11 protein-coding genes are annotated in these 13,175 nt (G+C 43.0%); 5 read left to right on the top strand and 6 right to left on the bottom strand.

From position 1 onward, the window contains the following. Window positions 1–176 precede the first annotated feature (176 nt). Complete coding sequence (locus tag ABMY42_RS09610; RefSeq protein WP_349266257.1) at window positions 177–2,294, top strand: methyl-accepting chemotaxis protein; 2,118 nt, start codon at window positions 177–179, stop codon at window positions 2,292–2,294. A gap of 73 nt (window positions 2,295–2,367) precedes the next feature. Here the strand turns inward: ABMY42_RS09610 and rsmS are convergent, their stop codons facing one another. From rsmS to dinG, 4 genes are read right to left on the bottom strand one after another with little or no spacing between them, the layout of a single operon-like run. After that, the gene (gene rsmS / locus ABMY42_RS09605; RefSeq protein WP_349266256.1) at window positions 2,368–2,532 is read right to left on the bottom strand and encodes a pleiotropic regulatory protein RsmS; all 165 of its coding nucleotides are present in this window, start codon (window positions 2,530–2,532) and stop codon (window positions 2,368–2,370) included. Between the two features lie 2 nt (window positions 2,533–2,534). Next, on the bottom strand, window positions 2,535–3,077 hold the full coding sequence (locus ABMY42_RS09600) for a primosomal replication protein (protein ID WP_349266255.1): 543 nt from the start codon (window positions 3,075–3,077) through the stop codon (window positions 2,535–2,537). Beyond that, on the bottom strand, window positions 3,074–3,859 hold the full coding sequence (locus ABMY42_RS09595) for a TSUP family transporter (protein ID WP_005449856.1): 786 nt from the start codon (window positions 3,857–3,859) through the stop codon (window positions 3,074–3,076). Before ABMY42_RS09595 ends, ABMY42_RS09600 begins: the two co-directional genes overlap by 4 nt. Before the next feature lie 14 nt (window positions 3,860–3,873). Next, the gene (dinG, locus tag ABMY42_RS09590) at window positions 3,874–5,949 is read right to left on the bottom strand and encodes an ATP-dependent DNA helicase DinG (RefSeq protein WP_239210632.1); all 2,076 of its coding nucleotides are present in this window, start codon (window positions 5,947–5,949) and stop codon (window positions 3,874–3,876) included. A gap of 514 nt (window positions 5,950–6,463) precedes the next feature. On the opposite strand from dinG, the gene ABMY42_RS09585 reads away from it, so the two are divergent. Continuing rightward, the gene (locus ABMY42_RS09585; RefSeq protein WP_009698301.1) at window positions 6,464–7,447 is read left to right on the top strand and encodes a porin; all 984 of its coding nucleotides are present in this window, start codon (window positions 6,464–6,466) and stop codon (window positions 7,445–7,447) included. 264 nt (window positions 7,448–7,711) lie between these two features. Further along, a complete protein-coding gene (locus ABMY42_RS09580) occupies window positions 7,712–8,377 on the top strand; it encodes a DUF2057 domain-containing protein (RefSeq protein WP_349266254.1) in 666 nt (221 codons plus the stop codon). A gap of 97 nt (window positions 8,378–8,474) precedes the next feature. Here the strand turns inward: ABMY42_RS09580 and ABMY42_RS09575 are convergent, their stop codons facing one another. Continuing rightward, complete coding sequence (locus tag ABMY42_RS09575) at window positions 8,475–9,179, bottom strand: pseudouridine synthase (protein WP_005449848.1); 705 nt, start codon at window positions 9,177–9,179, stop codon at window positions 8,475–8,477. A gap of 371 nt (window positions 9,180–9,550) precedes the next feature. Here ABMY42_RS09575 and ABMY42_RS09570 point away from each other — a divergent pair, with 371 nt between their 5' ends. Further along, a complete protein-coding gene (locus ABMY42_RS09570; RefSeq protein ID WP_029788998.1) occupies window positions 9,551–11,776 on the top strand; it encodes an NADP-dependent isocitrate dehydrogenase in 2,226 nt (741 codons plus the stop codon). A 129-nt stretch (window positions 11,777–11,905) separates the two neighbouring features. On the opposite strand, the gene cspD is transcribed toward ABMY42_RS09570, so the two are convergent. Beyond that, window positions 11,906–12,124, bottom strand: coding sequence for a cold shock domain-containing protein CspD (gene cspD / locus ABMY42_RS09565; RefSeq protein WP_005427548.1), 219 nt, complete (start codon window positions 12,122–12,124; stop codon window positions 11,906–11,908). Between the two features lie 711 nt (window positions 12,125–12,835). Between cspD and clpS the strand changes: the two genes are divergently transcribed. Next, the gene (gene clpS, locus ABMY42_RS09560; RefSeq protein WP_005427554.1) at window positions 12,836–13,156 is read left to right on the top strand and encodes an ATP-dependent Clp protease adapter ClpS; all 321 of its coding nucleotides are present in this window, start codon (window positions 12,836–12,838) and stop codon (window positions 13,154–13,156) included. Window positions 13,157–13,175 lie beyond the last annotated feature (19 nt).

Here is a 13,175-nt window from a genome sequence, read left to right as displayed (position 1 = left end):
TTTTATCCTTCTCAGAGGGCGTGTTTGAGCATGATGTTACCATTGCAAAGGCAAGCTGAAAATGGTTCTCATGTAAACGGAATAAGTTTAAAGAATTGTTAAATATGTAATTGCTATTGTGCCCGCGTATGGTTTAATGAGTCTCAAAAATGAGTTTGCTTGAATAAGGATGTTGTATGCGAACCATATCTGTGCAGTGGAAAATTACATTACTCTCCGGGCTTTGCCTGCTCGTCACTTCTTTATCTTTAATTGGTTTTTCGGTCTACAACGCGCTCGGTAACCAAAAGTTGTTGCAGCGAGAAACTAGCTCTTCTGTTATCGAAAAATCTGAACAACTCTTACAGACACGAGCGTTATTAAACGCGACGGAAGTGTCTGAGTATCTCAATGAAGCGACTTACCGCGCTGAAATGTTGGCAGCAAATGCGCTGTTTTTTAAAACCAACTCGGAAGAGAATTTTGGCAGTAGTGAAGATCTTCGCTCCGCTCTGAATGAAATGATTCGTCAGGCAGTGTTACGCTTTGACACGATACAAGCGGCTTATCTGGTGTTTAATCCAGACATGCTCGACAGTGAAGATGCCAACTATCGAAGTGCCGATTACGTCGGTTCTAATGAAGTCGGTCGGTTTGCGACCTATTGGTCCAAAGCGAGCAATGGTGAAAACGTGTTAGCGAGTACGATAAGTGAGCAAGCCTTGAATGAGAACGACAATGCTGAGCGCTTTTACTGTCCGCTCTCGTCTGGTCAAACTTGCATTGCATCGCCGCGGGTTAACACCAACGATGCTGGTTCCTTCTTAACAACATCGATCTCCATTCCACTCATCGTCGAGAGTATGCCGATTGGCTTCTTGGGTATAGAGTTACGATTAGACCAGTTAGCGAGCATTGCGATTAATTCTGATCAGAGCTTGTTTGCTGGTGCTGGAAAGGTATCAATGATCAGTCTCGATGGAACTTTGTTAGCGTCAGATAGTAACACTGATTCCCCTGGACAGCCTTTTTCGAGTTCCACCATTTCTAATGACAATCTCACTGATTTATTGTTTGGCGGTGAAGCCAAGGTTGAATGGGATGCCTCTGGTGAGTGGATGACGGTCTTTTCGCCTATCCAAATAGCGAATCAAACGTGGGGTGTGATCTTTGAAATGCCTCGTTCTGCAGTGCTTGCTGATGCGGATCAGTTAGACGCTTTGATTACCAATAAGATGCAAGACGGCGTTATTATTGAATTAAGTGTTGGTGTCGCACTTGTCGTTGTTGGACTGATTACAACCGGACTGCTGGCTAAGACCATAGTGAAGCCGATTCGAGAAGTTGTCGCTCGTTTGGAAGATATTTCGACAGGGGAAGGAGACTTAACTCAGCGTTTGGAAGCTAAAACAGACGATGAAATTGGTCAACTTGCGAGGGCGTTCAATCGATTTCTTGAGCGTTTGCAATTAACGATTAAAGAAGTCGCAGAAACATCTCGACAAATTGCAGATAAGACCGAACATGCAAAACACGTTGTAGCCGTTACTCGAAATAGCAGTGATTCGCAGTTTAAAGAAGTTGATTTAGTCGCGACTGCTGCTGAAAAAATGACGCAAACAGCGGCGTTGGTGGTACAAAATGCCGAAGTTGCGGTAAAGGCGGCTGGTGAGGCGAGTGAATCTGCAGAAAACGGTCAGAAAGTGATCTTGGCGTCTGAAGCTCAGATGCAAAAACTATTATTGACCATGATGAATGCCGTCCCGGTTGTAGAAGAGCTAGCGAAGAACAACGCCAGCATTACCGAAATTCTTTCTGTTATTGAAGGCATTTCTGAGCAAACCAACTTGTTAGCTCTCAATGCAGCAATAGAGGCCGCACGAGCTGGTGAACAAGGTCGTGGTTTCGCTGTGGTGGCTGATGAGGTAAGGAGCTTAGCAAGTCGAACTCAAAGTTCGGTGGGTGAAATTCGAGATGTCATTGCTAATGTTCAAAAGGGCACGCAAGCGGTTGTTGAGTCCATTACAGAAGGGAATCAAAGTGCGCAATCCTCTTCTCAACAGGTGAATATGGCGGTAGAGGAATTACAGAAAGTATTTGAGTCAATTGCTGCGATAAGTGATATGAATAATCAGATAGTAAAAGCGGCAGAAGAGCAGCAATCTGTCTCTAATGAGGTGAATCAAAGTGTGGCGAACATTCGCGATCTGAGCAGAGAAATCCTTAATCAAGCGCAAACGTCGGAAAATGCAGGTATCGAGATGACCTCACTTTCTGATCAACAGCAAACCTTAATGTCTCAATTCAAAGTATAACGTGGTATCAACGCAAACTCAGCTTAAACAAAGAGGAGCGAAATCGCTCCTCTTTTTGTCTATTTGTTGTCTATCAGTTTGCGTTGATCTTATTTTCAAGATCGCTTTGTACGATCTTAATCGCTTTTAGCGCTATTTTAGGATCGATTTCATTCGTTTCTAGCAAGTAAATTAAATCGACAGCTAGCTTGATCTCTTCTGGGGCATCATCCATTGGTGATTTCGATTCTTCAGACATGCTCAATTGTTCTCTCTTTGGGTTACTTGCTTTTCTAGCTCGCTTAATGCTGCTTCACAGCGAATCAGTCGTTGTTTTGCCGTTAATACAGCTTTCTGCGCTTCGGTGCGTAAATGAGTTGGAGCCATGGAAACTATTTGTTGTTTTTCTATAACCATCTCGCGCAAGCGACGAGCCCATTCTTTATGCTGCGCGACTTCTTGTTTTAGTGCATCAAGGGACTTGTCTTGTCGAGCGGATTTCTTAGGCTTTGCTTTAGGTATCTCGGCGATAGAAATTTCGCGTTGAATTGCCGTGATTTGGGCAACCAATCGGTCAGTCAGATATTCTGCTCGTTGCGCATTTAACTCACCTTCTTTTTGCTCCTTGATGATGTCGTTTAATGTCGCTCTTGCTTCATTGACACAAGGAACTAACAAACGAGAGCGGCAGCGAAATAGACGTTCATCAAACAGCATTGCCTCATGATGACCTCGCTGATGGTCAAGTGAAGCCGCTTTCTCAGACATTTGTTCTAGACCATTGGAAAGCTGTTTGATGTTCATGATAAGCCTACAAACCACGCATCATAAGCGAGTTTAATTGCTAATACGCTGACAACAGAAACAAACACAGGGCGAATAAATTTAGAACCAAAGCGGATTGCAGAGTGAGCACCAACAAATGCGCCTGCCATTAAACATACGCCCATTGTTAATCCTAGCACCCAATTTATATGACCCAAAACAGCAAAAGTGACAAGAGAAGTGAAGTTGCTAGTAAAGTTCATCGCCTTTGCTAAGCCGGAAGCGAGCAAGATGTTCAACCGATAAAGCGCCATTGAGCTTACAGTCCAAAATGCGCCAGTCCCTGGTCCGGCTAGACCATCGTAGAAGCCGATTGAGAATCCTTGCAGATACTGCTTTTTATTCAACATTGGGCATGGTTCAGGTGTCGGGCTTTGGTGAGTCGATTGTGGAGCTTTATGGAACACGGTATACATCGCGGCAGCAAGAATAATGAGAGGTAAAACCTTCTCTAGCCATTCAGTACTGATTGCGTCGACAAACAATGTGCCGAGCGTGGCACCAACAAGAGTCGCCACAAACGCTCGTCCCCAGCATTGTGGTTTAAACAAACGCTTCTTGTAGTATGTGAAAGCGGCAGTAGAAGAGGCAAACGATGCTGCCAGTTTATTTGTGCCCAATGCAATGTGCGGAGGGAGTCCCAATGACAATAAGGCAGGGACGGTGAGCATACCGCCACCGCCTGCAACCGCATCGATAAATCCAGCAACAAAAGCGACGAGCGCCAAAACCAACAGCATGGTTGGCTCAATCATTTCCATAAATCGTTATTCTTCTAATATTCTATCTTGCGTTTAAATGGCGGCAACGAGTCAATTAAGGCTTGCCCGTAGCGTTTTGTTATCAAACGTCTATCAAGGATGGTCACTCTACCAGAATCGCGCTCTTTGCGCAGTAAACGACCGACACTTTGAATCAGTTTTTTGCTCGCATCAGGCACAGTAATTTGCATGAATGGGTTGCCCCCTTTCTTTTCTATGTACTCTGAGTGCGCTTGCTCTACGGGTGAGGTAGGGACACCAAAAGGAATCTTAGTAATGACCAAGTTTTCCAATAGCTCTCCTGGTAAATCAAGACCTTCCGAGAAGCTACCCGTGCCAAAGAGAATACTGGTTTTCTGTTGGTCGACGAGCTTTTTATGTTTTTTTAGAATTTCTGCACGTGAACTTTCGCCTTGTACTTGCAGTGCCCAGCCTCGTTTTACAAAATCAGCACTTAGAGCATCTGCGACTTGGTTCATCTGCCAATATGACGAGAATAATACCAAGTTCGCTTTGTTGTCTTCTAAATACTTAGGCAAAATTTCAATAAGATATTCGGTAAACTGTGGCGCTTGAGGTTCATACTTCATCGCAGGGATTAAAAGCTCCGCTTGGTTCTGATAATCAAACGGTGACGCCAAGGCTAAAAACTGCGTACCTGACTCAGGTTTTGCGTCTACTCCCACTTGATGGCAAAAGTAATGGAATGAATTCAGTGCACGCATCGTAGCAGAGACTAATACCGCACCGATACAACGACTCCAGATTTGTTGATCAAGTTGCCAGCCTATTTCCAAAGGTGAAACGCTCACAATATAGTCACCTTCACGATCTGGGTGCTTCTCAAGCCACCTTGCTAACGGTGCCCCTTTTTCTCGTGTTGGCTCTGCCATCAAGTTCCAAACTTGAGCAAGATTTTCTAAGCGCTGAATGTAGAACCCCAATTCAGCCAGAGCTGGCTCTGCTAACCTTGAAGAAAGTTCCCCGTCTTTTACTCGCTCAGCAATCAAATCCGCGATTTTCGCGACACTTTGGTTTGCTTTTTTACTGAGCTGTTTTAAATCTTTAGATTGATTTTCTAACCAAGTTGGAAGTTCGCCATGTTCAAAGCGATAGATGTTTTCTTCAAATTGGTTTGGGTCAAATTGCTTTGTTAATTGGCTAAGCGCGGGAATGAGTTCTTGTACCGACTCCTGCAAGTCATTGCGAAAGCGTGCGACGCGTTTCTCGTCTGCCAATGATGAGAATTTGCTGGTGGACTGATTGAGTTTCTCTAACCAAGCTGCCGCTCCTTTTAAGCTTGCAGATGCGGAAGCGTGGTCTCGTGCAACGTGCGGAAGATGATGCGCCTCATCAAAGACATAAATAGTATTTTCCGGCTCGGGCAGAATTACGCCACCACCCAGATCGGCGTCTGCCATTACTAATGAATGGTTTGCGATGATGACATCATTTTTATCCAGTTCTGAACGTGCTTTTTGGAAAGGGCAGTTACGATGAGCTGGTAGGCTGTTATTACAGCTGTGCTTGTCACTGACAATCAATTGCCAGATATGGTCATCAATAGGTTTTGGCCAGGAGTCGCGGTCGCCATCCCATTTGCCTTGAGCAAGAGAACTGTACATGGTTTCCAACAAATCAATGTCTTTCTTTTTTGGCTTAGTCTCAAACATGGCAAGTTGTCCGCCATCGACACCACTTGCCGTTGCGAGTTTCTCCGCGCAGCAATAACGTTGGCGCCCTTTTGCCAGAATAAAAGAAAACTCTCGGTCGGTAATACGACGAAATAATGGGAGATCTTTATTCACCAACTGTTCTTGCAACGCGACTGTTGCAGTCGAAATCACGACTTTTCGGTTGTTGTAGACTGCCACGGGAATAACTGCCATCAGATATGACAATGACTTACCGATCCCTGTTCCTGCTTCTGCAACAAGCATTCTATTCGATTTGTGGTATTGCCCGCACAACGTCTTAGCAATCTCTGCGACTAGGTAATTTTGCGCTCTTCGAGGTACAAAGTTATCCAGTTGAGCTTGTAAGTTCTGGTAGCTGGTTCTGATCGATTTTTGGATGTTACTAGTTAGCATAAGTGCCTCAAACGCGTGGGGCGCGCATAGTAGCACACATCACTAGTTGTACTGTAGTTCACAAAACGGAATGCTTTTATGTGGAATGTAGATCTTGTTCACAAAAAAATATTGAACTCAATCTAAATGAAAATAATTTCATTAGGTGAAAAATATAAAGCTTCAAAAATACCATTTGACTAGAATTTTATTCTGAATTAATTCGTTTTTTTGTTGTTGTAAGGTTGTTTATCTCTTTTGTTTATCTTTTGCTAAATTAAGAAAAATCAAGTCGATTGTTTAGAACTTCATCGAATAATTGAAACTTAAATTTCTATGTTGCTGTAAAATAAAGATTTTTTTGTTTTTTGATGTTGTGATTTAGAAAATTTGACAGCCAGAATAATCTTTTGCACTCTAGTGCCCAGATTTTGCAGGTAAAGCATTGTTGCGATTTGATAACAAGCGACCTCAAAAATATAAAAAAGGGAATCGGAAAGGATATCCCAATCTAAGAAAAGGCAGTGGATTAATTATGAAAAAGACTCTAGTAGCTCTTGCAGTAGCAGGCATCTCTACGTCTGCACTAGCAGCAGGCAACATCTACGACAACGGTACAACTTCTTTCAACCTTAAGGGTGAGATCGATACTTACGTAAGTACTGTAGAAGGCAAAGAAAACGGCAAAACTACAGTTAAGCGTGACGTAGACGTTGACCTATGGGCTAAAATCCAAATCGATGCAGAGCACAAACTAAACGAAGACATCAAAGTATTCGGTTCATTTGAACTAGAAAACGGCGAGTTCTTCGATAAAGACAGCAGCTCTGACCACGCTCGCGTACGTACAGATGACCTATACTTCGGTGCTTACTTCGGTGACAACTGGGGTGTGGCTCTAGGTGAAGTTGGTGATTTCGGCGACTCTCTAGACGCAATCACTATCGACAACACTAACGAAGGTCTTGGTTACGTTGATGATTTCGTAAAATCAAAAGAAAGTGCTGGTCACGCTGTTTCAGTTAAAGGTAGCTTCGATAAGCTAACTGTTATCGCTGATGCATACCTAGATCAAAACGAGAAAATCGATACTGCATTCGGTCTATCTGCACAATACGCAATCAACGACATGTTCACTGTTGGTGCTTCTTACCAAGATCAAGAGAACCGTGACGTTGCTGGTACTGATTACCAAGTAATGGGTGCAGCTGTTCGCTTCAACATGGATAACTTCTCTGCTGCAGTTAACTACGTTGCTGAAGAGCTAAACAAAGCTGACCAAGATACATGGTCTGCAGTAGCTGCTTACCAAATGAACGAAGCACGCGTTTACACTTCATTTGGTTTCACTGAGTACGAAGGCGACCACGACCAGTCTTACTACACGTTTGGTGCTGACTACGCTGTAACTGGTAACGTTCTAACGTTCATCGAATACACTGCAAGCGAAAACGACGAGAAAAACGTTTCTAAGAAAGAAGCTGACCTAGTTGTTGCTGGTGTTTACTACACGTTCTAATTTCAGAACTTAAGTAGATATAGTAAAGGTCGCATTTATTGCGGCCTTTTTTATATTAAAAGCTTGCATCTCCTTAGGCTCCTGAAAGCATGGACTAAGTGAGTACATGAAGATTTTTGAGACTTGAATGCGCTTACCAATTATCTACAGTCAATGATGTAGAAATGATTGGCTTTTCAGCAATGATTTCCTCAAACTGTGATGAATCGTAAGCGATATTTAACTCTTTTGATGTAATTAATTGAATTTTAAGGTTATTAGGATATGAGACTAAAAGCTTGGACTGTAGCATTTGTGCTTGGGTTGTTTGGTACAACAGCGAACGCAGACACAACAAATAAAGCTGATACTTCAGCAACCTTAACTACCGCTCAAGGCGTTCAAGTGCTGTTTGTAAATGGCGTTAGTGCGGATGATTTGAGTGAACCGTTTGGTCTTGTTGATGGCTCTAACCAAGTAGTTGTAAAAGTAAACAAAGCTATTGGGCGCGGTGATAAGCGTACTCAAGTTTACTCTGCACCGTATATTCTTGGCTTTAGTTCTGGTGCGGGTGAGCTTTATATTGATGCACCATCTTTTAGAGAAAAACGTCAGGCAGACAAGATGTTCGAACAAGACAAAATGGACTGGAAAGTAAGTTTCAACGATAAGTCTATTGATTACTCTCAATATAAAATGCCAGGTGAGAAAGGTGCGTTCCCTTACTCAAACCTAGATGAGCAACTAGCGGAATACAATGAAGCTAATGGCGTTTTCTTTGCTAACGGTAAGAGAGTCGAATTGTCTGAGCTACAAGCAGCGACGGCTGTAACGGCAACTAGCAAAAGCGCGCAAAGAGTAAAATCACCGGTAACAAAAGCGAAGATTGCCTACCTAGAAATGACAGACGAAGAACGTCAGGCATTCATGAAGTGGGTTGCTCAACAATAAATATTATTGGTGACGACAAAAATATAAAAAGCAGGTCTTGACCTGCTTTTTATATTTTTTGATGTGGGTGTTTTTTGATGTGCGAGCTTAGACGAGCTTAGAGAGTGACTTCACGCCATTCTCCCGGCTTCAAGTCGTCAAGCGCAATATCACCCATGGAGTAACGTACTAAACGCAGTGTCGGGAAGCCAATATGTGCTGTCATTCGTCGTACTTGGCGATTTCGACCTTCAATGATCGTAATTGCTAGCCAAGTTGTAGGAATATTAGCTCTAAACCGAACGGGCGGATTTCTATCCCAGATCTTTGGTTCAGGCATCACTTCTACTTTTGCTGGTAATGTCATGCCATCTTTCAATTCAACACCTTTACGAAGTTTTTCCAAGTCCTCTTCATTAGGTGCTCCATCTACTTGTACCCAGTAAGTTTTTGGCGACTTTGATTGAGGTTGTGTCAACTTTGCTTGCAAGATGCCATCATTTGTTAGCACCATCAGACCTTCGCTATCTCTATCTAACCGTCCTGCCGCGTATACATCTTTGACAGGGATGTAATCCGCTAACGTTTTACGACCATCTCCATCGGTAAATTGGCTCAACGTATCATAAGGTTTGTTGAAGATGATCACCTTACGGTCTTCTGGTGTAATGCGTGGTTTTGTTGACTTTGATGAACGGGTAGATCGCCCTGGTCGATTTTTCGCCTGTCCATTTGAATGGTTTGACTTGCCTGAGCGTTTAAAATGGCTCGGTTTAGAGTGGTTACTACGGCGACCTTTTTCATGACCCGTGCGAGATGACATGTTAACTACCTTGCAAAAATGTAAATGAACTGTGTTTGAAAGTTTTAAGTTTTCTTCTTATCGGCTATCATTTGCGCGCCTAAAACTAACAAAAGCGCACAGAATAATAGACTATTTCGTGTTATTTGTTTAATGATATAGCCAAGTTGCTTTTAGAGAGGTGTTTTTGCAAAAGAACTTCATGAAAGCAAACTTGGCACAAAGTGCACTCATGGATAGAGAGCCATAGAGCTTCAAACTATAAGAAAGAGTGCAAACCGCATGTCACGTTGGTGAGGAGGAATGCACTACTAACGTTAAGCAATGCGTAAATTCAACGAACTCAGTTGCTGAGTTGTTCAGCTTAGTTGAGTAAAAAATAGGGAAATTTCATGCCTACAGAAAAACCTACAATTATCTACACAATCACTGATGAAGCCCCGGCGTTAGCAACCTATTCATTACTACCAATCATTCAATCGTTTACTGCATCGTCTGGCATTAATGTAGATACTCGTGATATTTCGTTAGCAGGTCGTATCATCGCTAACTTCCCAGAGCATTTAAAAGAAGAACAGCGCATCGGTGACGCGCTAGCAGAACTTGGCGAGTTGGCGAAAACACCAGAAGCAAACATCATCAAACTTCCAAACATTTCTGCATCTATCCCGCAGTTAAAAGCTGCTATCAAAGAGCTGCAAGCAAAAGGCTATGAGCTACCAAACTACCCAGAAGAGCCGAGCACTTACGAAGAAGAAGCGATTAAAGCGACTTACGACAAAATCAAAGGTAGTGCGGTTAACCCGGTTCTACGCGAAGGTAACTCAGACCGTCGTGCGCCACTTTCAGTAAAGAATTACGCGAAGAAGAACCCACACTCAATGGGTGCATGGTCAGCGGATTCTCAATCTCATGTTTCAAGCATGGCAGACAACGACTTCTTCGGTAGTGAAAAATCGGCAACCGTTTCTGGTGCTACTGACGTAAAAATTGAATTTGTCGCTGCAGATGGTTCGGTGAAAGAACTTAAATCGGCGTTCCCTTTACAAGACAAAGAAGTGATCGATTGTTCGGTAATGAACAAGAAAGCGCTTGTTGAGTTCTTTGAGAAGGAAATTGCAGAAGCAAAACAGCAAGACGTTCTGCTCTCTCTACACATGAAAGCGACCATGATGAAGGTATCGGATCCAGTTATCTTTGGTCATGCTGTTAAGGTTTACTACAAAGACGTGTTTGCGAAATACGGCAAGCTATTCGAAGAGCTAGGCGTTGATGTAAACAATGGTATCGGTGACGTATACGCGAAGATCGATGCGCTACCTGCTGAACAAAAAGCGGAAATCGAAGCGGCGATCCTTGCGGTATACGAAACACAACCAGCACTCGCGATGGTTGACTCAGATCGCGGTATTACCAACCTGCACGTACCAAGTGACATCATCGTTGATGCTTCTATGCCAGCAATGCTGCGTGCATCTGGTCAAATGTGGGGACCAGACGGCAAACAGAAAGATACTAAAGCAATGATTCCAGATCGTAGCTATGCAGGTATTTACCAAGCGGTTATCGATTTCTGTAAAGAACATGGTGCATTTGACCCAACAACTATGGGTAGCGTACCAAACGTAGGTCTAATGGCTCAGAAAGCTGAAGAATACGGTTCACACGATAAGACATTCATTTTAGATGCAGCAGGTACTGTACGTGTTGTAGATGCTTCTGGTGCGGTTCTTCTTGAGCAAGAAGTAGAAGAAGGTGACATCTTCCGTATGTGTCAGGTCAAAGATGCGCCAATCCAAGATTGGGTGAAACTTGCGGTAACTCGTGCTCGTGCTTCGGGTGCGCCGGCTGTGTTCTGGCTTGATGAAGCGCGTGCTCATGATGCAGAACTTATCAAAAAAGTGAATGCCTACCTTCCAGCACACGACACTTCAGGTCTAGAAATTAAGATCCTTGCGCCAATCGATGCATGTAAATTCTCTCTAGAGCGTATCAAAGAAGGTCTAGATACCATTTCTGTAACGGGTAACGTATTGCGTGATTACCTGACCGATTTGTTCCCAATTTTGGAGCTTGGTACTTCAGCGAAGATGCTATCTATCGTTCCGCTAATGAACGGTGGTGGCCTATTTGAAACGGGAGCAGGAGGTTCGGCACCTAAGCACGTTCAGCAAGTTGAAAAAGAAAACCACTTACGTTGGGATTCTCTAGGTGAGTTCCTTGCGCTGGCAGCTTCTCTAGAGCACCTAAGCTCTGTGGCGGGCAATGCGAAGGCTCAAGTTCTTGCTGACGCTCTTGATAAAGCAACAGGCGAGTTCTTAGACGAAAATAAATCACCTTCTCGTAAAGTAGGTGAGTTGGATAACCGTGGTAGCCATTACTACTTAGCATCGTACTGGGCGAAAGCATTGGCTGAGCAAACAGAAGACGCGGATCTTGCAGCAGAGTTTGCTCCTGTCGCAAAAGCGTTGGCAGAGCAAGAGGAAGCGATTGTGTCTGAGCTAAACAACGCGCAGGGTGTAAAAGGCGAGCTAGGTGGTTACTACTCTCTTGATGATTCTCTAGCGTCTACATTGATGCGTCCAAGCGCAACGCTGAACGCTATTATCAATAAATAATCTTGTACACGCTACTTCGGTAGACCTATAGAAACAATAAACCCGCTTTACGCGGGTTTATTTTTCTCTTCATAAAAGCTCGTGTGCTTCTACGAGAGCAAATGATTTGTCTTTCCGACAGCGCTCTATTTATTTGGCTTGGCCTTCTATTGGAACAACGCTGCTTGCGTGTGAACCTTTCGGACCTTTTTCAATCTCGTATGAGACTTGTTGGCCTGCTTTCAGTGTACGATAACCGTCCATTTGGATAGTTGAGTAGTGGGCGAAAATGTCTCCTTCCTCTTCGTCTGAACAAATAAACCCAAATCCTTTGGCGTTGTTAAACCACTTTACTGTACCTGTAGCCATGCTTTTACATCCCTCATGCATTTTTTACTGATGTTGTTACTTCACCCAAGCCATCCCTTCAGCTTGGTCTCATTGTTAGCCTTGCTATGCTAGTAATTGCTAACACACGTCGAGTGTGCACATCCATATTCATCAAATTGTTAGAAATCCAACAAATTCAGAATGAGGATTTATGCATCAACACTTTCCACTGTAGTCAATGAATCTCGTCAGTCAATAGTGAAAGACAACATTAAGAAACATATTTGAAAACAAATCACTTTTGAGATTAACAATTTTGCAAACTCAATCGAGGTGGTTCGCCGAAGTTTAGATAAAAGGTCTGCAAGGTATTGAAATAGAGCGAAGGCATTCTAAACCAAGTGTGTACATTAGAAGATTCTACTAAATGAATAAAAAGTGATGTTTTCGTGATATTTAGCGACTTTTCCGTTGTAAGTGTGATCTTGGCAGTTTAAGAATGTTTATCGGTTATATGGAAACAGAGCAAAAATTGATAGTTCTAACAGCAAAAAATAACCGTTCTAAGAGATAAAAATCTTTTATTTGCGCGCCTGCCGGAGGTGCATTAGTCTCTATATGAGGACGCAAATTTTATCTATCAAAATCGAATTAGGTGTCATATCTCACTACACCGCACGGCATGCTTATGGTAGATTGTTTTTATAGGTCGAAAACATCAACCCTTTGATACGATATCTTTGAATTGCCATGAGTAAAAATTTTGAATGGGTGACTCCAGACTCAGATCTTCTGGAGCGAGAAAGTACAAAAGTTCAGCCGCCAAAGCTATACAACGTTGTACTCAATAATGATGACTATACACCTATGGATTTCGTCATAGAGGTGCTTGAGCGATTCTTTTCACATGATATTGATAAAGCAACGCAAATCATGCTCAAGATTCACTATGAAGGAAAGGCAATTTGTGGCACATACAGTGCAGAAATTGCCGAAACAAAAGTAGCGCAAGTGACGATGTACTCAAGGGAAAATGAGCATCCGCTACTATGTACTATGGAGCAAGCGTAATAAGAAGACTTGCTCGAGC

The organism is Vibrio sp. SSH13-20 (genome assembly GCF_040104475.1).
Classification (GTDB): domain Bacteria; phylum Pseudomonadota; class Gammaproteobacteria; order Enterobacterales; family Vibrionaceae; genus Vibrio; species Vibrio harveyi.
The sequence above is the reverse complement of the archived record's forward strand: the minus strand, read 5'-3'. Positions and strand labels throughout refer to the sequence as shown.

What these genes read in the sequence shown, in the direction of transcription:
- cspD (WP_005427548.1), bottom strand. Translation starts at nt 12,124, where the DNA reads ATGGCTACAGGTACAGTAAAGTGGTTTAACAACGCCAAAGGATTTGGG.
- ABMY42_RS09575 (WP_005449848.1), bottom strand. Translation starts at nt 9,179, where the DNA reads ATGTCATCTCGCACGGGTCATGAAAAAGGTCGCCGTAGTAACCACTCT.
- ABMY42_RS09595 (WP_005449856.1), bottom strand. Translation starts at nt 3,859, where the DNA reads ATGGAAATGATTGAGCCAACCATGCTGTTGGTTTTGGCGCTCGTCGCT.
- ABMY42_RS09600 (WP_349266255.1), bottom strand. Translation starts at nt 3,077, where the DNA reads ATGAACATCAAACAGCTTTCCAATGGTCTAGAACAAATGTCTGAGAAA.
- clpS (WP_005427554.1), top strand. Translation starts at nt 12,836, where the DNA reads ATGAGTAAAAATTTTGAATGGGTGACTCCAGACTCAGATCTTCTGGAG.
- dinG (WP_239210632.1), bottom strand. Translation starts at nt 5,949, where the DNA reads ATGCTAACTAGTAACATCCAAAAATCGATCAGAACCAGCTACCAGAAC.
- ABMY42_RS09585 (WP_009698301.1), top strand. Translation starts at nt 6,464, where the DNA reads ATGAAAAAGACTCTAGTAGCTCTTGCAGTAGCAGGCATCTCTACGTCT.
- ABMY42_RS09610 (WP_349266257.1), top strand. Translation starts at nt 177, where the DNA reads ATGCGAACCATATCTGTGCAGTGGAAAATTACATTACTCTCCGGGCTT.
- ABMY42_RS09580 (WP_349266254.1), top strand. Translation starts at nt 7,712, where the DNA reads ATGAGACTAAAAGCTTGGACTGTAGCATTTGTGCTTGGGTTGTTTGGT.
- rsmS (WP_349266256.1), bottom strand. Translation starts at nt 2,532, where the DNA reads ATGTCTGAAGAATCGAAATCACCAATGGATGATGCCCCAGAAGAGATC.
- ABMY42_RS09570 (WP_029788998.1), top strand. Translation starts at nt 9,551, where the DNA reads ATGCCTACAGAAAAACCTACAATTATCTACACAATCACTGATGAAGCC.